The 21315-nt window shown below is 63.3% G+C and carries 20 protein-coding genes; 4 read left to right on the plus strand and 16 right to left on the minus strand.

What is annotated here, in order from left to right; translation table 11 throughout:
* Positions 1-4: 4 nt before the first annotated feature.
* The 10 genes from HUK73_RS08275 to rpsB form a co-directional block, all read right to left on the minus strand.
* Positions 5-661 (minus strand): OmpH family outer membrane protein, encoded by a 657-nt coding sequence (locus tag HUK73_RS08275; protein ID WP_176591477.1) that lies wholly within the window; start codon positions 659-661, stop codon positions 5-7.
* Complete coding sequence (gene bamA / locus HUK73_RS08280; protein WP_176591478.1) at positions 661-3339, minus strand: outer membrane protein assembly factor BamA; 2679 nt, start codon at positions 3337-3339, stop codon at positions 661-663. Before bamA ends, HUK73_RS08275 begins: the two co-directional genes overlap by 1 nt.
* Positions 3340-3451: 112 nt before the next feature.
* A complete protein-coding gene (rseP, locus tag HUK73_RS08285) occupies positions 3452-4585 on the minus strand; it encodes an RIP metalloprotease RseP (RefSeq protein ID WP_176591479.1) in 1134 nt (377 codons plus the stop codon).
* Positions 4582-5739, minus strand: coding sequence for a 1-deoxy-D-xylulose-5-phosphate reductoisomerase (locus HUK73_RS08290; protein WP_176591480.1), 1158 nt, complete (start codon positions 5737-5739; stop codon positions 4582-4584). The genes rseP and HUK73_RS08290 overlap by 4 nt, the downstream gene beginning before the upstream one ends.
* Positions 5739-6515 (minus strand): phosphatidate cytidylyltransferase, encoded by a 777-nt coding sequence (locus tag HUK73_RS08295; protein WP_176591481.1) that lies wholly within the window; start codon positions 6513-6515, stop codon positions 5739-5741. Before HUK73_RS08295 ends, HUK73_RS08290 begins: the two co-directional genes overlap by 1 nt.
* A gap of 5 nt (positions 6516-6520) precedes the next feature.
* Positions 6521-7261 (minus strand): isoprenyl transferase, encoded by a 741-nt coding sequence (locus HUK73_RS08300; protein ID WP_176591482.1) that lies wholly within the window; start codon positions 7259-7261, stop codon positions 6521-6523.
* A gap of 43 nt (positions 7262-7304) precedes the next feature.
* Positions 7305-7862, minus strand: a complete 558-nt coding sequence (gene frr, locus HUK73_RS08305) for a ribosome recycling factor (RefSeq protein ID WP_176591483.1) — start codon at positions 7860-7862, stop codon at positions 7305-7307.
* 6 nt (positions 7863-7868) lie between these two features.
* Positions 7869-8594 carry a UMP kinase gene (pyrH, locus tag HUK73_RS08310; protein WP_176591484.1) on the minus strand — a complete coding sequence of 242 codons (726 nt, stop codon included), beginning with the start codon at positions 8592-8594 and terminating at the stop codon, positions 7869-7871.
* A gap of 169 nt (positions 8595-8763) precedes the next feature.
* Positions 8764-9690, minus strand: a complete 927-nt coding sequence (gene tsf / locus HUK73_RS08315) for a translation elongation factor Ts (RefSeq protein WP_176591485.1) — start codon at positions 9688-9690, stop codon at positions 8764-8766.
* A 100-nt stretch (positions 9691-9790) separates the two neighbouring features.
* Entirely contained in the window at positions 9791-10549 is a 759-nt protein-coding gene (rpsB, locus tag HUK73_RS08320) for a 30S ribosomal protein S2 (RefSeq protein ID WP_046764859.1), read from the minus strand.
* A gap of 261 nt (positions 10550-10810) precedes the next feature.
* On the opposite strand from rpsB, the gene HUK73_RS08325 reads away from it, so the two are divergent.
* Positions 10811-11041 carry a hypothetical protein gene (locus HUK73_RS08325; protein WP_176591486.1) on the plus strand — a complete coding sequence of 77 codons (231 nt, stop codon included), beginning with the start codon at positions 10811-10813 and terminating at the stop codon, positions 11039-11041.
* 4 nt (positions 11042-11045) lie between these two features.
* Here the strand turns inward: HUK73_RS08325 and HUK73_RS08330 are convergent, their stop codons facing one another.
* Positions 11046-11822 (minus strand): phosphatidylcholine/phosphatidylserine synthase, encoded by a 777-nt coding sequence (locus HUK73_RS08330; protein WP_176591487.1) that lies wholly within the window; start codon positions 11820-11822, stop codon positions 11046-11048.
* Complete coding sequence (locus HUK73_RS08335) at positions 11822-12556, minus strand: phosphatidylserine decarboxylase (RefSeq protein ID WP_176591488.1); 735 nt, start codon at positions 12554-12556, stop codon at positions 11822-11824. Before HUK73_RS08335 ends, HUK73_RS08330 begins: the two co-directional genes overlap by 1 nt.
* Before the next feature lie 167 nt (positions 12557-12723).
* Here HUK73_RS08335 and HUK73_RS08340 point away from each other — a divergent pair, with 167 nt between their 5' ends.
* Together HUK73_RS08340 and HUK73_RS08345 are read left to right on the plus strand one after the other, a co-directional pair.
* Complete coding sequence (locus HUK73_RS08340; RefSeq protein WP_176591489.1) at positions 12724-13944, plus strand: NADP-dependent isocitrate dehydrogenase; 1221 nt, start codon at positions 12724-12726, stop codon at positions 13942-13944.
* Between the two features lie 168 nt (positions 13945-14112).
* Entirely contained in the window at positions 14113-15726 is a 1614-nt protein-coding gene (locus HUK73_RS08345) for a bifunctional GNAT family N-acetyltransferase/carbon-nitrogen hydrolase family protein (RefSeq protein ID WP_176591490.1), read from the plus strand.
* Here HUK73_RS08345 and HUK73_RS08350 read toward each other — a convergent pair.
* Complete coding sequence (locus HUK73_RS08350; protein ID WP_176591491.1) at positions 15723-16937, minus strand: FAD-dependent oxidoreductase; 1215 nt, start codon at positions 16935-16937, stop codon at positions 15723-15725. The genes HUK73_RS08345 and HUK73_RS08350 overlap by 4 nt on opposite strands.
* Before the next feature lie 44 nt (positions 16938-16981).
* Here HUK73_RS08350 and HUK73_RS27120 point away from each other — a divergent pair, with 44 nt between their 5' ends.
* On the plus strand, positions 16982-17065 hold the full coding sequence (locus HUK73_RS27120; RefSeq protein ID WP_176592875.1) for a KTSC domain-containing protein: 84 nt from the start codon (positions 16982-16984) through the stop codon (positions 17063-17065).
* 72 nt (positions 17066-17137) lie between these two features.
* On the opposite strand, the gene glmS is transcribed toward HUK73_RS27120, so the two are convergent.
* The 3 genes from glmS to glmU all read right to left on the minus strand — a co-directional run bounded on the left by glmS (position 17138) and on the right by glmU (position 21311).
* Complete coding sequence (glmS, locus tag HUK73_RS08360; protein WP_176591492.1) at positions 17138-18961, minus strand: glutamine--fructose-6-phosphate transaminase (isomerizing); 1824 nt, start codon at positions 18959-18961, stop codon at positions 17138-17140.
* 81 nt (positions 18962-19042) lie between these two features.
* Entirely contained in the window at positions 19043-19897 is an 855-nt protein-coding gene (locus HUK73_RS08365) for a metallophosphoesterase (protein WP_176592876.1), read from the minus strand.
* 13 nt (positions 19898-19910) lie between these two features.
* The gene (gene glmU / locus HUK73_RS08370; RefSeq protein ID WP_218036438.1) at positions 19911-21311 is read right to left on the minus strand and encodes a bifunctional UDP-N-acetylglucosamine diphosphorylase/glucosamine-1-phosphate N-acetyltransferase GlmU; all 1401 of its coding nucleotides are present in this window, start codon (positions 21309-21311) and stop codon (positions 19911-19913) included.
* Between the last annotated feature and the right edge of the window lie 4 nt (positions 21312-21315).

Raw genomic sequence — 21315 nt, forward strand, 5'->3', positions numbered from 1 at the left:
TGGATCAGCGCGAGGTCGGCTGCTGCGACGGGTTGGCAGGCACAGCGGCCGGAGCGGCGGCCTGACCCTGACGACCCGGCTGCCAGCCGGCCGGCGGGGTGATGCCAACGCTGGGCACCAGCGCGTTCAGTTCAGTCACGACCTGCTGCGTGATGTCGACGGTCGGCTGGTAGGAAACGGTCGCGTCGGGCGACAGGATCAAGTCGACCTTCGCCTTGGTCATGGCGGACTTCAGCGCGTCCGACAGCTTGGCCGAGATCTGCTCCTCGACATAAGCGTTGGCGAGCGCGATCGGCTGGCCCATGCGCTGCAGTTCGGCCTGACCGTCCTGACCGGCCTTCTGATAGGCTTCATACTGGGTCTGGATCGCCGGGGTCGGCTTGTTGCCAGCCGCCTTCATCGCGGCTTCCAGAGCAGTGCCCTTGGCCTTGAGGTCGGCGTCGATGGCGTTCTTGCGCGCGGTGAAGCTGTCGATCTGCGCCTTGTAGGTCGTCTGGATCTGCGTGCGTGCGGTCGAATAAGCAGCGCTGGTGGCCACGGCGCGCTGCAGGTCGACGACGGCGATGCCGGTCTTCGACTGGGCGGCGGCCGGAACGCTGGTCAGCGCCATGGCAGTCATCGGCGCGAGAACGAGCGCAGCAGCCTTGAAAATCGTCTTCATCAGAATTGAGTCCCTACGTTGAAGGTGATGAGTTTGGTGTCGTCCCCTGGTTCCTTGAGCAGGGCCTTGGCGATATCGATACGGAACGGCCCGAAGGGCGAGTTCCAGTTGACGCCAAAGCCGACGGACACGCGGGGTTTCAGCGTGTCGCCCAGATATTGTTCCACAAATGCGCCCGTGACGGTGTCATAGTTAGCGGGGCAAACAGGCGCTGTCGCCGATCCCGTCGCCTTGACGGTAGTCAGCGAGGAATTTGTGCTCGACGAGCAGTAGCCCGGGAAGCCGTTGTTGACGCCATTGGCTTCACCGATCAGACCCGGATTTTTCAGGCCGCCGACGGCACCGGCATCAAGGAATACGGAGGGTCGAAGGCCCATTTCCCGCGCACCCGCGCCGAGCGGAATCTCGACTTCCGCACGCGCCATATAATAAATCCGGCCGCCCAGCGCGTCATCTGTCCGGTTATTGGTCCCGGTCGTCTCCGCGCCCGTGAACGAACCGTCGCTGTTTGTTGTCGTGGTATAATAGCGGCGCACCACACGCGGCCCGATACCGCGAATATCGAAACCACGAATTTGCGGTTCGCCCAGGAAGAAGCGGTCGGTCAGACGGACAGGATCGACCAGAGCGCCCGTGGAATCCCGACGGTCGCCTTCCAGACTATGGATATAACCGCCTTCACCCGACAGCGAGAAGATGAAACCCTTGCCCAGCGGCCAATATTTCGACCCGTTAAGCCGCGTGCGCACATATCGGACGCTGCCGCCCAGCCCTGCAAAATCCTGGCTGAGGACGATGTTATTACCACGCGTCGGCCGGATGCGGTTGTCGCGGGTATCGTAGATCAGCGAGTAACCAATGGAGGACGTCGTCCGCTTGCCAATGGCATCGCAAAGATAGCGGCCGGCCAGGATCGGGTCGCACTGCAACACCCCATTCGCGTCGGCAGAATAATAGGTATTCTTGTCGAGCGTCACATCGTCCAGATTGAGCGTGTAACGCAGCGCCAGCGACATATATTCGGTGATCGGCACGCCCGCACGGAGCTGGAAGCCCGTGGTGGTCTGACTATAGGTCGTGTTGCGGTCGTTATTGTTGATATAGTTGAAGCTGTTCAGATCACGGCGGTAGATATCGCCGCCCAGCGCGATATTCTTGTCCATGAAATAAGGCTCGGTGAAGCCCACTTCGACCGACTTGGAATAAGCCGAATAATTGACGCTGGTGCGCAGTTCCTGGCCCTTGCCGCGGAAGTTGCGCTGGGTGATCGACGCCGAGACGATGAAGCGCTCCAGCGAGGAGAAGCCCGCCGACAGCGACAGTTCGCCGGTCGATTTCTCCTGCACGTTGGTTTCCAGCACGATGCGGTCGGGCGCGGAACCCGGCTTCTGCTCGACATCCAGCTTTTCCTGGAAGAAACCGAGCGAGTTGATGCGGTCCTTCGAACGTTTGACGAGGAAGCTGTTGAACGCATCACCCTCCGCCAGACGAAATTCGCGGCGGATCACCTTGTCCTGCGTCAGCGTGTTGCCGTTGATGTCGACCCGCTCGACATAGACGCGCGGCGCGTTGGCGATGCGGAAATCGATCCCCATCGTCAGCGTGTCCTTGTCGCGGTTGAAGTCCGGCTGGACCTCCGCGAAGGCATAGCCGAACAGGCCCGCCGTCTCGCTCAACGTGTCGACCGTGTCCTCGACCTGCTTGGCGTTGTACCACTGCCCCTTCTTCATCGGCAGCATCTTGGTCAGCGAATCCCCCGACAGGTCGCGAATATCGGACTGGACCTTCACGTCGCCAAATTTGTAGCGCTGCCCTTCCTCCACCACATAGGTGATGATGAAGTCCTGCTTGTCCGGCGTCAGTTCGGCCACGGCGGAGATCACACGGAAATCGGCATAGCCGTTGGTCAGGTAGAATTGGCGCAGCTTCTGCTGGTCATAGGCGAGGCGATCCGGGTCGTAGCTGGTGCCCGAGGAGAAGACGCGGAACCAGCGCGACTGCTTCGTTACCATCTGGCTGCGCAGTTCGCCGTCCTTGAACTTCTCATTGCCGATGATGTTGATCTGGCGGACCTTGGATTTCGGCCCTTCCGAAATTTCGAACACGATATCGACGCGATTCTGGTCCAGTTGCACCATCTTCGGCTCGACCGTCGCGGCGAAGCGGCCCTGACGGCGATACAGCTCGATGATGCGGGCAACGTCGGCGCGCACCTTCGACCGGGTATAGATCTGGCGTGGAGCCAGTTTTATTTCAGGACGAATCTTGTCTTCCTTGAGGCGCTTATTACCTTCAAGGACGATGCGGTTGATGACGGGGTTTTCCTTCACCTCGACCGTCAGCGCGCCATTGTCATTGCGAATCTGAACGTCGGCGAACAGTTCCGTTTCGTAAAGGTCGCGCAGTGCCTGATCGAGCGTTTCCTGGGTGAAGGGAAGGCCGACGCGCAATTTGGTGTAGGAGAGCACCGTATCCGGTTCCAGGCGCTGCTGGCCGGAGACCGCCACGCTGCGGATCGTTCCGGCGGTCGGCGTGACTGCCGGAATCGGGGCAGCGGGCACGGGGGCCGCCGCCGGCTTGGCGTTTTGCGCCATCGCCGGAACCGCAGACATGCCCGCGATCACCGTGGTCGCCAACAGGGCCACGACGACCGGGCGCTGCCTGTTGCTGCTCATCATCGCTGTCACCCGCTCCACCTTCTACAAAAAAGCAATATTCCGTTCACACCGGGCCAATTCCGTTCACAATCGGAAAGACGGCGTCAAATCGCGTCTCCCTGCCCGATACGGCTCAGCCGATCAAGCCGGACAGACGTTCCCACAGACCGAAAGAGGATAAATCGTTGAATGTTACCAGCACCATCATCGCCAGCAGAACGGCCAGACCCGACCGATAGGCCCATTCCTGCACCTGTGGGCTGACCGGCCGCCGCTGTATCGCCTCCACCCCGTAAAACAGCAGATGGCCGCCATCCAGCATGGGAATTGGCAACAGATTGATGAACCCCAAATTAATGGAAATCAGGGCCATGAAGAAGACGAAGCTCTCTACCCCCAGCGTCGCCGCCTGACCCGAAACCTCCGCGATCTTCAGCGGCCCGCCCAGTTCCCTGACCGACCGACCGCCGCCAACGATCTGGCCGAGCGTCTCAACCATCGTGCGAACGATCTGCCCGGTGCGTTCGATCGCGACAACCGGCGCACGGGCGAGGCTCACCGGCTCGATCACCGGCTCGCCGGGCGCAATGCCGAGGCGGCCGATACGGAATCTGTTGCCGAAGCCGTCGCCTTCCTCGACCGCGCCGACCTTCCCCTGCTTTTCGATCAATCGGCCCTTGCGATCGATCATGATCGTCACCGGCTCACCCGGACGGATCTGCGCGAAGAGGCGGATGTCCTCGAAGGTCGCCATCTTCCGCCCATTGAGCGAGACGATGCGGTCGCCCACCACGATCCCCGCCGCGGCGGCCGCGCTGCCCGGCTGCACCTGCCCGGCGACGGCAGGCGTGCGGCTTTCGCCATGGACGAACGCGAAGGTCGCGAGAATCAGGATGGCGAAGAGGAAATTGATCGCCGGACCGGCGGCAACGATCGCCGCACGCTGCCACAGCGGCTTGGCGGGGAAGCTCTGCGCCCGTTCGGCCGCCGGCATTTCCAGCCAGCGCGGGTCGGTCTGGCTCGCAGCGTTCATGTCGCCCTTAAAGCGCACATAACCGCCAAGCGGCAGCGCGCCGATCCGCCAGCGAGTGCCGCGCTTGTCCACCCAGGCGACAATCTCCGGGCCAAAGCCGATGGAAAATGCCTCCGCCTTCACCCCGCACCAGCGACCCACCAGATAGTGGCCCAGCTCATGCACGAAGACGAGCGGTCCGATGACTGCCACAAAAGCCAATACAGTCAGCAGGAAACCGGGATTGTGGATCAAGCGGTCAATCTTTCCATCACTAGGCCGGCCATTCTACGCGCCTCTGCGTCCGCTTCCAGCACATCGTCGATCTGACGAGGCGCAGGCGCGCTATAGCGGTTCAGAACATCCTCGACAATCATGGCGATATCAAGGAAGCCGATGGCACCTTTGAGGAAAGCGGCGACCGCGACTTCATTGGCCGCGTTCAATATGGCGGGTGTCGCGCCGCCCTTTTCCGCCGCTTGCCGTGCCAGGCGCAGCGCGGGAAAGCGGACGTCATCGGGCGCCTCGAAGTCCAGTCGGCCGGCGCGGACCAGATCCAGCGGCTGGCATGGCGTGGCGATCCGCTCAGGCCACGCAAGCGCATAGGCGATCGGAATACGCATGTCGGGCGAGCCGAGCTGTGCCAGAGTGGAACGGTCGCGAAACTCGACCATGGAGTGGATGGTCGATTGCGGATGGACCAGTATCTCGATCCGGTCGAGGCCCACGGGGAAGAGATGCGCTGCCTCGATCAGTTCAAGGCCCTTGTTCATCATCGTGGCGCTGTCGACGCTGATCTTCGCGCCCATGGACCAGTTGGGATGGGCCACCGCCTGCGCCGGCGTGATGTCCCGCATCTCGTCCCGGCTGCGGGTGCGGAAGGGGCCGCCGCTGGCGGTCAGCGTGATCCTTGCGACATCCTCCAAGCGATTGCCAGCAAGGCATTGGAATATCGCATTATGTTCACTGTCGACCGGCAGCAGCGTGGCGCCTGACGCCCCGACCGCATCCATCATCAGCGCACCCGCCGATACCAGCGATTCCTTGTTGGCAAGGGCGACAGTGCCGCCCGCCTTCAGCGCGGCCATGGTCGGGCGCAGACCCGCGCAGCCGACAATCGCCGCCATGCTCCATTCTGCTCCGGCCTTGGCGGCGTCGACCAGCGCCTCCTCACCCGCCGCCGCCTCCACGCCGGAACCGCGTAGCGCATCCTTCAGCGCCTCATAATGATCTTCGCGACCGATGACCGCCAGTCGGGCATTGTTCTGCCGCGCGGCAGCGGCAAGGCCCGCCACATCGCTATGCGCGGTCAGCGCCACGACCTGATAGGCATCAGGATTGCGCTGGACCAAATCCAGCGTTGACATGCCGACCGACCCGGTCGCGCCAAAGATCGAAATCGTCTTCATCAGGGCAACACCAGAAACATATAGCAGATCGCCGCCAGCGGCGCAGCCGCCACCACACCATCCAGCCGATCCATCACACCCCCATGTCCGGGAAGCAACCTACCGCTGTCCTTGACGCCCGCGCGCCGCTTCATCCAGCTTTCGAGCAGGTCGCCCAATTGTGCCGCCACCGCCAGCAGACCGCTGGCCGCGGCAAGCTGGACCGGGAGGTCGGCAAAACGATAGAGCAGGAAGCCCACGAGCAGCGCAGCCAGCACCCCGCCGCCCAGACCGGACCATGTCTTCGATGGACTGACGCGCGGGGCGAGCTTTGGCCCACCGATGGAGCGACCCGCGAAATAGGCGCCGATATCGGTCGCCCAGACCAGCCCGAGCGCCCAGAAGGTCAGCAACAGGCCATAGCCATAGGGCGCCTGTCCGCGCAGGAACAGCAGCGCCATTACCGGAACGACGATGTAAGGCACGCCCAGCGCCAGCTTGATCGAGCGGCCGACCAGCGCCACGAAGAAAAAGGCGGCTGCCATCAGAGTGAAAGCGAGCCAGGACACCCCTGCGGCTGCCGGGCAGAGAATCGCCAGCGGAACCGACACGGCGAACATTGCCAGCTTGCGGTTCTCTGGCGTGGCGCCGGTCAGGTCGCCCCACTCCCCCTGCATCAGCACGCCGGCCACCACCAGCAGCAGCCAGAAGAGAAATCCCCCGAAGAAAAGCGCACCAAGCGCCATCACTATCAGGACGATGCCGACAGTCGCGCGGGTGCGAAGCTCGCTCGACATACGCGTCACAGCCCGCCGAAACGGCGGTCCCTCAAACGAAAGGCATCGAGCGCGGCGGCCAGTGCCCGCCCATCGAAATCCGGCCACAACATGTCGGTGAAATAGAGTTCCGCATAGGCGGCCTGCCACAGCATGAAATTGCTGAGCCGCTGCTCGCCCGATGTGCGGATCATGAGGTCCAGCGGCGGCAAATCGGCGGTGTAGAGCGCCGCATCGACATCGCCTATGCCAATCTCCTCCGCCGCGATCTCACCTGCGGCCACCCGGCGGGCCAGCGTCTGCGCCATCCGCACCAGTTCGTCCTGCGCGCCATAATTGAGCGCAATGGCGATGGTCGGCCCGGTGTTCGCCGCCGTGCGCGCCATCGCTTCTTCAATCAGTTCGACCAGGGCGGGAGCAAGCGCCTGATAATGGCCGATGATGCGCAACCTCACACCGTTGGCATGAAATTCATCCAGATCGGATTGGATGAAATGGCGCAGCAGACCCATCAGGTCCGCCACTTCGCTCGCCGGGCGCTTCCAGTTTTCCGAGGAAAAGGCGTAGAGCGTCAGACACTCCAACCCCAGCTCCTGCGCCGCGCGAGCGACGCGGCGCACCGCCTCCACCCCGGCACGATGCCCGGCGATACGCGGCAGGAACCGCTTCTTCGCCCAGCGACCATTGCCGTCCATGATGATGGCGACGTGACGCGCGCCATGGGCGGGCGCACCGCTGGTCAGATCGGGCTTGGCTTGGCTGGCCATCAGAGAGAGATGCGTGCTTTGACCGCGAAAGGAAAGCCCCGGCTCACTGGCCGAGAATTTCCTTCTCCTTCGCCGCCGCAGCGGCGTCGATATCGGCGACGGTGCTGTCGGTCAGCTTCTGGACTTCGGTTTCCAGACGCTTGCGCTCATCCTCGCTGATCTCGCCCTTCTTCTCGTCGGTCTTGAGGCTGTCCATGCCGTCGCGGCGAACGTTGCGGACGGCAACGCGGGCGCCCTCGGCATATTTGCTGGCAAGCTTGGCCAGTTCCTTGCGGCGCTCCTCGGTCAGGTCGGGGATCGGCAGGCGCAGCGTCTGGCCGTCGACGATCGGGTTGAGGCCCAGCCCCGCCGAACGGATGGCCTTGTCGCACGGGCCGACATTGCTCTTGTCCCACACCTGCACCGACAGCATGCGCGGTTCGGGCGCCGAGACGGTCGCGACCTGATTGAGCGGCATATGCGCGCCATAAACCTCGACCGTCACCGGATCGAGCAACTGGATATTGGCGCGGCCGGTACGCAGGCCCGCAAGATCGCCCTTCAGCGATTCGACGGCACCGTGCATGCGGCGTTCAAGGTCGGCCTTGTCATATTGAGCCATATTATTTCAGCGCTCCTGATTTTGCACGATCGTCGCCACACCGTCACCGGCCAGCACCTTGGCCAGATTGCCGGTTTCACGGATGTTGAACACGACAATGGGAATATTGTTTTCGCGGCAAAGGGCAATGGCGCTCGCGTCCATGACCTTCAGATTATCGTTCAGCACGCGGTCGAAGCTGATCTCTTCATAGCGCTCCGCTTCGGGGACATTTTTCGGATCAGCGTCGTAAATGCCGTCAACGCTGGTGCCCTTGAACAGCGCGTCGCAATTCATTTCCGCCGCGCGCAGGGCCGCCGTGGTGTCGGTGGTGAAATAGGGGCTGCCGGTGCCCGCCGCGAAGATGACGATCCGGCCCTTTTCCATGTGCCGCACGGCCTTGCGCCGGATATAAGGTTCGCAGACCGAAGCCATGGGAATGGCCGACTGGACGCGGGTGTCATAACCCAGCTTTTCCAGCGCATTTTGCACCGCCAATGCGTTCATGACGGTAGCAAGCATGCCCATATAGTCGGCGCTCGCCCGGTCGAAGCCCTTGGCGGCGCCCGCGAGACCCCGGAAGATATTGCCGCCGCCAACGACGACGCACAGCTCGAAACCGGCGTCCTTGGCCGCCGCGATTTCGCCCGCGACCCGGTTCACGGTTTCCGGCTCGATACCGAACTGCCCCTGCCCCATCAGCACTTCGCCCGAGAGTTTCAACAAGATGCGCTTGAAGGCGGGTCGGGTCATGCCGGGCAATGTTCCGTTATAGTTGGGCAAGGAAATGGCGCGCACCTTAGGCAGTGCGCGCCATATTGTGAAGCAGCCTTTTGAGGGCCATAGCTTCCTTAGCGTTCCCCTCGGGCTTGTCGAGAAGCCTCAGCCTCCCGACACCGCCCGAAGCGAACGGTCTGTCAGATCAGACGCCGGCAGCGGCAGCCACTTCAGCGGCGAAGTCGCTCGTTTCCTTCTCGATGCCTTCGCCGAGCTGGAAGCGGACATAGTTTTTCAGCGTGATCGACGCGCCGGCTTCCTTCGCCGCCTTGGCAACGACGTCGGCGACCGGAGTCTTGTTGTCCATCACGAACAGCTGGCTGAGCAGCGCCTGCTCCTTGGCGAACTTGGCGACCGCGCCGTCGACCATCTTGGCGACGATTTCGGCGGGCTTGCCCGATTCGGCAGCCTTTTCAGCGGCGATGGCGCGCTCGCGCTCCAGCAGCGCCGGATCGATGTCGGCAGCCGACAGCGCCAGCGGGAAGGCAGCGGCGATGTGCATCGCGATCTGCTTGCCCAGCGGCTCCAGAACGTCAGCCGGCGCGTCGCCTTCCAGCGCGACCAGAACACCGATCTTGCCGAGGCCCGGAGCAGCCGCGTTGTGGACGTAGGGAACGACCGCGCCCTGGCTCACTTCGACCTGGCCGACGCGGCGCAGGGTCTGGTTTTCGCCGATGGTGGCGATGTTGGCGACCAGCTTCTCCGCGACGGTGCCGCCCGAGGGATAGACAGCGTTCGACAGCGCGTCGGCATCGGTAGCGCCGTTCTCGAGCGCGATGGTCGAAACGGTGCGGACGAAATCCTGGAACTGGTCGTTCTTGGCGACGAAGTCGGTTTCGCTGTTCACTTCGACGGCAACACCCTTGGTGCCGGCAACGGCAACGCCGACCAGACCTTCAGCCGCGGTGCGGCTCGACTTCTTCTGCGCGGCGGCCAGACCCTTGGCGCGCAGCCAGTCGGTTGCGGCTTCGATGTCGCCATTGGCTTCGGTGAGCGCCTTCTTGCAATCCATCATGCCCGCGCCCGAACGGTCGCGCAGTTCCTTGACGGCGGCAGCGGTAATCTCGGCCATGTTTCGGCTCCTAAAGTTTCAGGTGTTTCAAATAAGCGCTAGGGCGCGTTCCGGTGGAGCGCGCCCTAGCCTGTCAATCTTGCAGTTCGAAGACCGCGTCTCAGGCCTGAGCGACGACCTCTTCGGCCTCGGGCTCGTCCAGAGCGCCCAGGTCGACGCCCGAAGCCTGCTGCGCACCACGGTTGCCCTTGGTGGCGGCGGCGGCGATGGCGTCGCAATAGAGGCGGATCGCGCGGCTGGCGTCGTCATTCGCCGGAACCGGGAAGGCGATGCCGTCGGGCGAGACGTTCGAATCGAGGATCGCGACGACCGGGATGCCCAGCGTGTTGGCTTCCTTGATCGCCAGTTCTTCCTTGTTGGCGTCGATCACGAACATGACATCGGGGATGCCGTTCATGTCGCGGATGCCGCCCAGCGACAGTTCGAGCTTCTCGCGCTCGCGGGTCATCTGAAGGACTTCCTTCTTGGTGAAGCCGTGGGTGTCGCCCGACAGCTTCTCTTCCAGGGTCTTCAGACGCTTGATCGAACCGGAGATGGTCTTCCAGTTGGTGAGCATGCCGCCCAGCCAGCGGTGGTTGACGAAGTGCTGACCCGACTTGCGGGCGGCTTCAGCGATCGGGTCCTGCGCCTGGCGCTTGGTGCCGACGAACAGCACCTTGCCACCGGCGGCGACGGTCGCCGACACGAAGTCCAGCGCGCGGCCGAAGAGCGGCACGGTCTGCGACAGGTCAAGGATGTGGATGCCGTTGCGCTCGCCGAAGATGTACGGCTTCATGCGCGGGTTCCAGCGGTGGGTCTGGTGGCCGAAGTGGGCGCCAGCCTCGATCAATTGGTGCATGGTGACGACAGGTGCCGCCATAATAACTTCTCCTTCCGGTTACACCTCTGGGAATCAGGAACGGGGCGTCGCGCCACCGCACCGGATATGTCGATTCCCATGTGGAATGGCCGCGCCTTTAGACGCGTCGAAAGGCCAATGCAAGGGCCAATGGAAAGGGGTTGACTCTCCGTTCTGGATAGAACATAAGGAGAACATAGGGAGCAAATGACGGTTTTACGCCATTTGCTTGCTCATAGTGAACCAAGCCGTGCAAATGGCAAGACAGAAAGTGATTGGCTTATGCTCGCACTGATCGCCGCATTGGTTTTCATCGGATCGTTCCTGCTCGCCGCAGGCACCATCGTCGGCATGTTCATGGCCTATCATGACAAGATGGTGGCCGCGCTGACGTTCGAACCGATCCCGCAGGAAGCGCCGGTCTATCGCCTGCGGATCAGCCGACGCCGGGCCGCGCCCATGGTATCGCGACGTCCGGCTTACGCTTTCCCGACGGCAGCCTTCGCCGCGTAAAAGCTTATTGCCCCTCGCTCAGCCGCTGGCGCTGAACCTTGGCATAGGACATCATGCCAAAGGGAATGAGCAAGAGGTAGAAGACGCAAAGAACCAGCAGCGTCAGCCAGGGATCGGTGAGCAATAGCGCACCCAATAATCCGGCAAGCGCAATGGCCTCCAGCCTGATGCGCTTGCGCAGACGAAGCGCCGACCAGCTATAGGTCGCGACGCTGGAAATCATCAAAAAGGCGGTGAAGGCCGTCCAGGGCGCCACCACATACCATTCGCGAAATAGTGGCTCGCCCGTCACCAGCCAGAGATAGAGCGGCACAAAAGCCACACCGGCCCCAGCCGGAGCCGGAACGCCGGTCAGGAAACCGGCTGACTTGTGCGGCTGCACATCGGCATCGATATTGGCGTTGAAGCGCGCCAGCCGCAACGCGCAGGACAGGGCATGCGCCAGCGCGAAGATCCAGCCGAATTTCGGCATGGCATGAAGCGACCAGAGATAGAGGACCAAGGCGGGCGCCACGCCGAAAGCGATCGAATCGGAGAGGGAATCCAGCTCCGCCCCAAAACGGCTTTCACCCCGCAACATCCGGGCGATCCGGCCGTCCAACCCGTCCAGCACGCCCGCGATCAGGATGGAGAGCACCGCCCTCTCCCACTCCCCGGAAATGCCGTAGCGCACGCCGGTAAGGCCAAAGCACAACGCCATCGCCGTCACGGCATTGGGCGCCACCATCCGCAGGGTGATCCCCCGGCGCAGGCCACGCGGGATGGTGCGCCTCTGCCGCATTATTGCTGAATCCCCGAAATCACGCGCATGTCGCCCATTTGCCCAAGGACCGTCTCACCCGCGACGGTGCGCTGGCCAAGAACGACACGAGGCGCGGTTCCGGCGGGGAGATAGACGTCCACCCGGCTGCCGAAGCGGATCAGGCCGATCCGCTGCCCGGCCGCCACCATGTCGCCCGGCTTCACGAAAGGCACGATCCGCCGCGCCACCAGCCCGGCGATCTGGGTAAAGCCGATGCGTACGCCATCATGCCGCTCTACCAATATGTGCTGGCGCTCATTATCCTCGCTCGCCTTGTCGAGATCGGCGTTCAGGAATTTGCCGGAAATATAGACGACCGACTTCACCGTGCCGCCGATCGGAGTCCGGTTGATGTGCACGTCGAACACGCTCATGAAGATCGAAACGCGGATCATCGGCTGGTCACCCAGACCATCAGGCCCGGCCATTTCGCGCGGCGGTGGCACGCGCTGGATCAGCGTCACCAGCCCATCGGCCGGCGCCACGATGGTGCGCTCATCCTGCGGCACGGCGCGGACCGGATCGCGGAAGAAGGCCAGAACCCAGATCGTCACCATCACCATCAGCCAGCCGAGAATTTCCCAGCCGACCAGAAACAGCAGCGCCGTGACCGCAGCTGCTATCAAGCCGAATTTGACACCCTCCGGATGCACGGAGGGGAAACGCCATTTCACATTGCCGCCCAATGCGACGGTCAGTTCGTCATTTTCCATGGGCACCGTCTTTAGGCACAGTCACTTGCAGTGACAACGTCCGATACCGTCCGAACAGCCATGAAATGATCCCGCCTCGCAAAGGCCATTGCATGGTTGAACATTTCCGCCGCTTTGCCTAGGGCGGTCCCCAAATTCCACCCGAACGAAGAAAGCGATTAGGCGCTATGGCTAAGATCAAGGTGAAAAACCCCGTCGTGGAGATCGACGGCGATGAAATGACGCGGATCATCTGGCAGTGGATCCGTGAGCGCCTCATCCTCCCCTATCTCGACATCGACCTGAAATATTACGATCTGGGCGTCGAAAAGCGCGACGAAACCAACGACCAGATCACCATCGATTCCGCTAACGCGATCAAGGAACATGGCGTCGGCGTGAAGTGCGCCACCATCACCCCCGACGAAGCCCGCGTCGAGGAATTTGGCCTGAAGGAAATGTGGAAGTCGCCCAACGGCACCATCCGCAACATCCTGGGCGGCGTGGTCTTCCGTGAGCCCATCGTGATCCGCAACGTGCCCCGCCTGGTGCCCGGCTGGACCGACCCGATCGTCATCGGCCGTCATGCGTTCGGCGACCAGTATCGCGCTACCGACTTCCTCGTCCCCGGCCCCGGCAAGCTGCGCATGGTGTGGGATGGCGCCAATGGCGAGAAGATCGAGAAGGACGTCTTCAACTTCCCCAGCTCCGGCGTCGCCATGGGCATGTACAATCTCGACGATTCGATCCGCGATTTCGCCCGCGCCAGCATGAACTATGCGCTGGGTCGCGGCTGGCCGCTGTATCTCTCGACCAAGAACACCATCCTCAAGGCCTATGACGGCCGCTTCAAGGATCTGTTCCAGGAAGTGTTCGACGCTGAATTCGCCGATCAGTTCAAGGCCGTCGGCGCCGTTTACGAACATCGCCTGATCGACGACATGGTCGCCTCCGCCCTGAAGTGGAGCGGCAAGTTCGTCTGGGCCTGCAAGAATTATGACGGCGACGTCCAGTCGGACACCGTGGCGCAGGGCTTTGGCTCGCTCGGCCTCATGACTTCCGTGCTGCTCTCGCCCGACGGCAAGACCGTCGAGGCCGAAGCCGCGCACGGCACCGTCACCCGTCACTATCGCCAGCACCAGCAGGGCAAGGCGACCTCGACCAACCCGATCGCCTCGATCTTCGCCTGGACACAGGGCCTGAGCTATCGCGGCAAGTTCGACGAGACGCCGGAAGTCACCAAGTTCGCCGAAACGCTGGAAAAGGTCTGCATCGAAACCGTCGAAAACGGCGCGATGACCAAGGATCTCGCCCTGCTGATCGGTCCGGATCAGGCCTGGATGACCACCGAGCAGTTCTTCGAGGCGATCCGCGTGAACCTGGAAGAAGCCATGGGCAAGTGGGCCTGAACTAGGCTGGTTCCCGCATTCTGCGAGCCGTGGGCCGTTCCGGCCCACTTCAGAATGCTCAAGGGGAACTGATCCACTTCTCCGCGGTTCAATACGATAACGGAACGAGGCGGCGCCGCATCCCGGCGCCGCCTTTTTCGTGGGTCGCATTGGGCGGGAGATACAAGGATGACGACGACGGCGAAGAAACGTCTGGAGGTCCGCGCGGCGGTTCCCGCCGACGTGCGCGGCATCCAGCGGCTGATCGCCCGCGTCTATCCGGGCCTCCCCAATTATTCGCTCGCCACCCTGCGCGGGCAGATCAACAACTTCCCCAACGGCTGCTTCGTCGCGCTCTATGACAGCAAGGTCGTCGGCTATTGCGCGACCATGCGCGTCAGCCGAAGCATGGCCTTTTCCAAGCATGATTGGGAGGAGATCACCGCCAACGGCTTCGGCACGCGGCACAGCGCGGCGGGCGAGTGGCTCTATGGCTATGAAATGGCCGTCGACCCCAAGCTGCGGGGCCTGCGCATCGGTCAGCGGCTCTATGACGAGCGCAAGGAACTGGCCGAGGAACTGGACCTGCACGGCATCGTGATCGCCGGGCGCATGCCGGGCTATGCCCGCGCCAAACGCCGCGTCCATGGCCCCGTCGATTATCTGGACAAGGTCGTCCACGGCAAGATCCGCGACCAAGTGATCAGTTTCCAGTTGAAGAACCAGTTCGAACCGATCGGCGTCCTCGAAAATTATCTGCCCGAAGACAGACAGTCCGAGGGGAACGCCGCCCATCTGGTCTGGCGCAATCCCTATGTCGACCCCGACGAAGCGCCGGAAATGCGGGTGCCGCGCGGCGTCGAGAGCGTTCGGCTCGCCACCTGCCAGCTTCAGGCGCGCGCCGTGAAGGATTTCGACGAATTTGTCCGCAACATCGAATATTTCGTCGATGTGGCGGCGGATTATCGATCCGACTTCATCGTCTTTCCCGAACTGTTCACCCTCCCCTTGCTCTCCTTCGAGACGAAGAAGCTGTCCCCCACCGACGCCATCGACAAGCTTACCAGCTATACGCCGCGCCTGACGAGGGAACTGACGCGGATGGCGCTGGAATATAATATCAACATCATCGGCGGCTCCCATCCGACCCGAGCCGAGGATGGCGATATCCAGAATATCGCCTATGTCGCGCTGCGTGACGGATCAGTCCACACGCAGGAAAAGATTCACCCGACGCCCAACGAAGCCTTTTGGTGGAACATCAAGGGCGGGGATTCGCTGGACGTGATCCAGACCGATTGCGGGCCAATCGGCGTACTCATCTGTTATGACAGCGAATTTCCGGAACTGGCGCGGCGGCTGGTCGATCAGGGCGCGCGTATCATCTTCGTCCCCTTCTGCACCGACTCGCGACTGGGCTATATGCGGGTGCGCTACTGCGCGCAGGCCCGCGCGATCGAAAATCAATGCTATGTCGTGATGTCAGGCAATGTCGGCAACCTGCCCAATGTCGACAATATGGACATACAATATGCCCAGAGCGCAATCCTGACCCCCTGCGACCTGCCCTTTGCACGGGACGGCATCGCGGCAGAATCGACGGAAAATGTCGAGACGCTGACCATGGCGGACGTGAACCTCGCGGACCTGAGCTGGGCGCGGGCGGAGGGTACGGTACGCAACCTGCGCGACCGGCGGTTCGACCTCTATCACATCGATTGGGACAGCAATCCCGACCACAGCCACGCCCCCAGCGGCGGCCCGGTGCCTGCGGGCGGACATAATGCGCCGGGTGGGGGTTAAACGCGCCTCCCGGCATCAGGCGAGCGGATATGCTCGCGACGGATGCCCAAACCGACAAGCCGTGCCGGAATGCCGCGCAACGGGCCGCAGCGATCGAGCAGTCTCACCACCCAGGGCGGCCGCAAAAGGCGCGCTTCGGGATCGAGCAGCGCGCCGATGATCCTGTCATGCGCCATCTTCTGCGCCCGCTGAATGATCCGCGTAGGAAACAGCCGGCGCTGCTGAACGCGTGGCGCGATAGCATCGACATCGCCGCCCTCGGCCATGGCCCGCGCCATCAGGTTCGCCGCCGCCACGGCATCCTGTATGGCGAGGTTGATCCCGACCCCGCCCACCGGCGACATGGCGTGGGCCGCATCGCCGATCGCCAGCAATCCGGGCCGATACCAACGTGTCAGCCGATCAAGCGCCACCGAGAGCAGCTTCACCTGATCCCAATCCGTCAGTTCCCCGGCAGCCGCACCCAATTCCGGCAGCAAACGGGCAATCTCCTCCCGAAAAGCCGGCAGACCGCGCGCCCGCACCGCATCCGCCTGCCCCTTGGCGAAGACATAGGCGCACTGCCAATAATCGCGGCGGTCGATCTGGACAAACAGCCGTCCCGCCTCGAACACGCCCATGGTCTGGTTCTCCAGCGTCGCCGCCTTGGGCAAGCGGAACCAGAAGACATCCACCGGCGCGCCCAGATCCTCCAGAGGCAGGGCCGCCGCATCGCGCAGCACGGAGCGCCGTCCATCCGCCGCGATGACATAATCGGCGGGCACCCGTTCGCCGCTCGCCAGAATGACGCCATTCACGCGTCCCGCCGCATCGTGGCTCAGGCCCACGGCTTCCGCATTCATGCGCAGGGTGAAATCGGGATAGCGCTCCGCCTCCCGCACCACGAAATCGAGGAAGTCCCATTGCGGCATCAGCGCGATGAAGTTGCTTTCCACGGGCAGACGGCGGAAATCGGCAATCCGCAGCCGCTGCCCGGCGATGCGTCCGGTGAGTTCGCTCACCTTGTCATGCCGTCGCTCCAGCAATCTGTCGCGCAGGCCAAGTTCGCGAAACAACTCCAGCGTCGAGGGATGCACCGTGTCCCCCCGGAAATCGCGCAGGAAATCGCCATGCTTCTCCAGCACCGTGACCGGCGCGCCTGCCCGTGCGAACAACAGGCCCGCCATCATGCCCGCAGGCCCGCCCCCGACGATCACCAGATGCGACGCCATAGCCCCTCCCGAAACATCGCCCGCCGCCGCGCATTATAACGGACATGCCGTCGACCGCCATTCACAGCTTCGCCTATGACCCGGACCGGCACCGACTGGACGTGCAGTTCGTCAGCGGCAAGCGCTAAAGCTATTTCGATGTGCCCGCCGATGTGGCGGAAGGCATGCGGGTCGCGATCGCTTCACGCGCCAGTCCCGCTTCACTCCACCGTGACGGATTTGGCGAGGTTGCGCGGCTGATCGACATCGGTGCCCTTGGCGACGGCGACATGATAGGCGAGCAACTGCACCGGCACGGCATAGACCATCGGCGCGATCAGCGGATGGACCTTGGGCATGGTGATCGTCGCCATGCAGCCCTCACCCGCCGCCTGCACCCCGTCATAGTCGGAGATCAGCACCACCTTGCCGCCGCGCGCCTGCACTTCCTGCATGTTGCTGACGGTCTTTTCGAACAGAGGACCGCTGGGCGCGAGGACGATCACCGGCACCTTGTCGTCGATCAGCGCGATCGGGCCATGCTTCATCTCGCCCGCGGCATAGCCCTCGGCATGGATATAGCTGATTTCCTTGAGCTTGAGCGCCCCTTCCAGCGCCAGCGGATAATCCGGTCCGCGACCCAGATAGAGCACATCGCGCGCCCCTGCGATCAGATGCGCCATCGCCTCGATCGACTCGTCGTAGGCCAGCGCGCCGTTGAGCGCGGCGGGCGCTTCGGCGAGATGACGGACCAGCTCCTTCTCGGCCTTCGCGTCCAGCCGTCCCTTGGCCCGCGCCAGATTGGCCGCGAATGCCGCCAGCACCGCCAACTGGCAGGTAAAGGCCTTGGTCGACGCCACGCCGATTTCCGGTCCGGCCAGCGTCGGCAGCAGCAGGTCCGCCTCCCGCGCCATGGTGCTGGTCGGCACATTGACGACGGCGGCGATCTTCTGCCCTTCGGCGCGGGCATGGCGCAACGCGGCCAGCGTATCGGCGGTTTCGCCCGACTGGCTGATGACGATCATCAGGCCGCCTTCCTCCATCACCGGCGCGCGGTAACGGAATTCGCTCGCCACATCGATGTCGACGGGCACGCGGGCGAACTGCTCGAACCAATATTTGGCGACCATGCCAGCATAATAGCTGGTGCCGCACGCCACGATCGTCACGCGGCGGATCGCGCCCAGATCGAAATCGGGGATCGGCAGCGACACCTGATCCTCCATCCGGCGGAGATAGGAACGCAGCGTCTGCGCCACGACCACCGGCTGCTCATAAATCTCCTTGAGCATGTAATGACGGTGATTGCCCTTGGAGATCAGCTCGCCGGTCACGCCCGAAATGGTGACGGGACGCTCGACGGGATTATTGTCCTTGTCGAAAATCTCCGCGCCGTCGCGGGTGATGATGACCCAGTCGCCTTCCTCCAGATAGGCGATGCGCTGGGTCAGCGGCGCCAAAGCCAGAGCATCCGACCCCAGATAGGTCTCGCCCTCACCATAGCCCACCACCAGCGGCGAGCCGAGCCGCGCGCCGATCAGCATGTCCGGATGGCTGCGGAACAGGATCGCCAGCGCAAAAGCGCCGTGCAGGCGCGGCAGCACCTGCTGGACCGCTTCCTTGGGACTGGCGCCCTGCTCCACCAGTTCGCTCACCAGATGGGCGACGACTTCGGTGTCGGTCTGGCTGTCGAAGGTCCGGCCGCGCGCCATCAGTTCCTCGCGCAGCGGCTTGAAATTCTCGATGATGCCGTTGTGAACGAGGGCGACTTCCCTGGTCGCGTGGGGATGCGCATTGTTGGTCGTCGGCGCGCCATGGGTCGCCCAGCGGGTGTGGGCGATGCCGGTCGTGCCGGGCAACGGCGCCTGCGCCAACTCCTTCACCAGATTGACCAGCTTGCCTTCGGCCCGGCGACGGTCGATCGCGCCCTCATACACCGTCGCGACCCCCGCGCTGTCATAGCCGCGATATTCGAGACGCTTCAGCCCCTCGACCAACCGCTCCGCCACGTCGTCCTTGCCGATGATTCCAATGATGCCGCACATGGATGTCGACCCTCAAACCCCAAGAAAATCAATAATGCCATGCCTATGCCATGTTCGCGCGACCGGCGACAGAGGCATGGTTCATCGTGGACGAATTGTAATCAGCCAGACATCCGGCGGCGCGAGCATCCGGATCGGCAGACCGCTGGTGCCCAGTCCGCCCGAAACCACCATGGTCTTCGCACCGTCACGATAGATGCCACAGGCATAGCGTGTCCTGTAACGCGACGGGACATAGACAATTCCCACAAAGGGCAACGCCACCTGTCCGCAATGGGTATGCCCCACCAACGTCAACATGCTCTGATCCGGCAGAAGCGGAAATACATCCGGCCCATGGGAAAGCATCAGCGGTGCGCCGCCCAGGACGCGCATCTCCGCCAGCGTGCCGGGAATATCGGGCCGGGCAGTATAGATGTCGCGCAGGCCGCCCACCGCCAGCGGTCCCGTCCGCACCGCTTCATTGTCAAGCAGGCGGATACTCAGGCGGTCGAACAGTATCCGCCATTGCTTGCGGCCGATCCCGGCATGTTTGCGGGCATCGTGATTGCCCAGCACCGCCACCACGCCCAAGGGCGCGCGCAAGGCCGCGAAAGGCGCCAGGCTTTGTTCCGGATCATAGGTCGCGCCCCCCTTGGCATCGCCCATATAATCACCGCCGAGCGCGATCAGGTCCGGTTTCAGCCCATTCACCAGAGCCACGATCCGCGCCATCCGCTCCGGGCTGTTGTCCGGCCCGGACAGATGGCTGTCGGTCATCCATGCGACCGTTATCGGGCGGCGCGGCGCATCCGCCGGAAAGGGCAGAGCGATCTCCATATGCCGGACGACCGGCATCGCCCGCGCATTGGCGACGAGCCAGACGATGCCGCCCGCCAACGCCAGAAGGAGGAGGAGCAGCGCCGTCAGCCAGCGCCGCCCGCGGACAAATCCCATCATGGACAAGCCGTTAGCGGCCGGCCTTGCGCGCCTGCATCTTCGCCCGGAAGCGGGCGGCCCAGCCCGGCTTGCCCTCCTGCCGGGGCCGCACGAGACAGAGCGCATCGGCCTCCACTTCCTGCGTCACGACGCTGCCTGCGGCAACGATCGCGCCGGCCCCGATCTTCACCGGCGCGACCAGCGCGCTGTTGGAGCCGATGAACGCCCCCGCGCCGATCTCCGTCTTGTACTTGAAGAAACCGTCATAATTGCAGGTGATGGTGCCCGCGCCGATATTGGCGCCCGCGCCAATGCTGGCGTCACCGATATAGGAAAGGTGATTGGCCTTGGCCCCTTCGCCCAATTCGGCCTTCTTCACCTCGACGAAATTGCCGACCTTCGCCTTGACGCCGATCTTCGCGCCGGGACGCAGGCGGGCATAGGGGCCGATCTCCGCGCCGGTTTCGATGGTCGCGCCTTCAAGATGGGAAAAGGCGTGGATCGTCACATTGTCCGCCACCGTGACGCCGGGGCCGAAGACGACATTGGGCTCAACCACCACGTCGCGGCCCAGCTGGGTATCATGGGCGAAGAACACCGTTTCCGGCGCGATCAACGTCACCCCTTCGCGCATCGCCTCGGCACGACGGCGGTCCTGCCAGACGGCCTCGACTCCGGCCAGTTCAGCCCGGCTGTTGACGCCCGCCACTTCCCAGGATTCTGCCTCGATCACCGCACTCTGGGCGCCGGGGAGCATGACGATATCGGGCAGATAATATTCGCCCGCCGCATTATCATTGCCGATCTTGTCGAGCAGCACGAACAGATCGGTCGAGCGCACCGCCATCAGCCCCGAATTGCAGAGCGTCACGGCGCGCTCTTCGGCATTGGCGTCCTTATATTCGACCATCTTTTCGATCACGCCCTGGTCGCGGGCGATGATCCGGCCATAGGCGGCCGCATCTTCGGGCCGGAAACCCAGCACCACGGCGCGCGGCTCATCGCCCCAGTTCAGCCGCTCCAGCATGGTCCGCATGGTTTCGGTCCGCACCAGCGGCACGTCGCCATAGAGAATCAATATGTCGCCCGCAAAACCCGCCAGCGCATCATGGGCCTGCGCGACGGCATGGCCGGTGCCCAGTTGCTCCGCCTGCACGGCGATGACGGTGCCGCTGCCCTCGACCGCCTTTTCCACCTGTTCGCGCCCAGCCCCGACCACGACCACCTGCCGCTCCGGCTGCAATTCGGCCACGCTGGCGAGCAGATGGAGCAGCATCGACCGCCCCGCGATCGGGTGCAACACCTTGTGCTTCATGGATTTCATGCGCGTACCCTGCCCGGCGGCAAGGATGATGACGGCAAGGGGACGAGTGGCGGTCACAGGAACGTCCTTTATGGCAAAGAGGCCAAGAATCTGAGCGCTCTCTGCCATGTTT

The organism is Sphingobium sp. EM0848 (assembly GCF_013375555.1).
Classification (GTDB): domain Bacteria; phylum Pseudomonadota; class Alphaproteobacteria; order Sphingomonadales; family Sphingomonadaceae; genus Sphingobium.

Bases quoted from the DNA above. Each gene is read 5' to 3' on its own strand.
- HUK73_RS08295 (WP_176591481.1), bottom strand. From the start codon at position 6,515: ATGTCGAGCGAGCTTCGCACCCGCGCGACTGTCGGCATCGTCCTGATA.
- HUK73_RS08365 (WP_176592876.1), bottom strand. From the start codon at position 19,897: ATGGGATTTGTCCGCGGGCGGCGCTGGCTGACGGCGCTGCTCCTCCTC.
- bamA (WP_176591478.1), bottom strand. From the start codon at position 3,339: ATGATGAGCAGCAACAGGCAGCGCCCGGTCGTCGTGGCCCTGTTGGCG.
- HUK73_RS08345 (WP_176591490.1), top strand. From the start codon at position 14,113: ATGACGACGACGGCGAAGAAACGTCTGGAGGTCCGCGCGGCGGTTCCC.
- HUK73_RS08350 (WP_176591491.1), bottom strand. From the start codon at position 16,937: ATGGCGTCGCATCTGGTGATCGTCGGGGGCGGGCCTGCGGGCATGATG.
- HUK73_RS08275 (WP_176591477.1), bottom strand. From the start codon at position 661: ATGAAGACGATTTTCAAGGCTGCTGCGCTCGTTCTCGCGCCGATGACT.
- glmS (WP_176591492.1), bottom strand. From the start codon at position 18,961: ATGTGCGGCATCATTGGAATCATCGGCAAGGACGACGTGGCGGAGCGG.
- HUK73_RS08325 (WP_176591486.1), top strand. From the start codon at position 10,811: ATGCTCGCACTGATCGCCGCATTGGTTTTCATCGGATCGTTCCTGCTC.
- HUK73_RS08300 (WP_176591482.1), bottom strand. From the start codon at position 7,261: ATGGCCAGCCAAGCCAAGCCCGATCTGACCAGCGGTGCGCCCGCCCAT.
- HUK73_RS08340 (WP_176591489.1), top strand. From the start codon at position 12,724: ATGGCTAAGATCAAGGTGAAAAACCCCGTCGTGGAGATCGACGGCGAT.
- HUK73_RS08290 (WP_176591480.1), bottom strand. From the start codon at position 5,739: ATGAAGACGATTTCGATCTTTGGCGCGACCGGGTCGGTCGGCATGTCA.
- glmU (WP_218036438.1), bottom strand. From the start codon at position 21,311: ATGGCAGAGAGCGCTCAGATTCTTGGCCTCTTTGCCATAAAGGACGTT.
- HUK73_RS08330 (WP_176591487.1), bottom strand. From the start codon at position 11,822: ATGCGGCAGAGGCGCACCATCCCGCGTGGCCTGCGCCGGGGGATCACC.
- pyrH (WP_176591484.1), bottom strand. From the start codon at position 8,594: ATGACCCGACCCGCCTTCAAGCGCATCTTGTTGAAACTCTCGGGCGAA.
- frr (WP_176591483.1), bottom strand. From the start codon at position 7,862: ATGGCTCAATATGACAAGGCCGACCTTGAACGCCGCATGCACGGTGCC.
- rpsB (WP_046764859.1), bottom strand. From the start codon at position 10,549: ATGGCGGCACCTGTCGTCACCATGCACCAATTGATCGAGGCTGGCGCC.
- HUK73_RS27120 (WP_176592875.1), top strand. From the start codon at position 16,982: ATGCCGTCGACCGCCATTCACAGCTTCGCCTATGACCCGGACCGGCAC.
- tsf (WP_176591485.1), bottom strand. From the start codon at position 9,690: ATGGCCGAGATTACCGCTGCCGCCGTCAAGGAACTGCGCGACCGTTCG.
- HUK73_RS08335 (WP_176591488.1), bottom strand. From the start codon at position 12,556: ATGGAAAATGACGAACTGACCGTCGCATTGGGCGGCAATGTGAAATGG.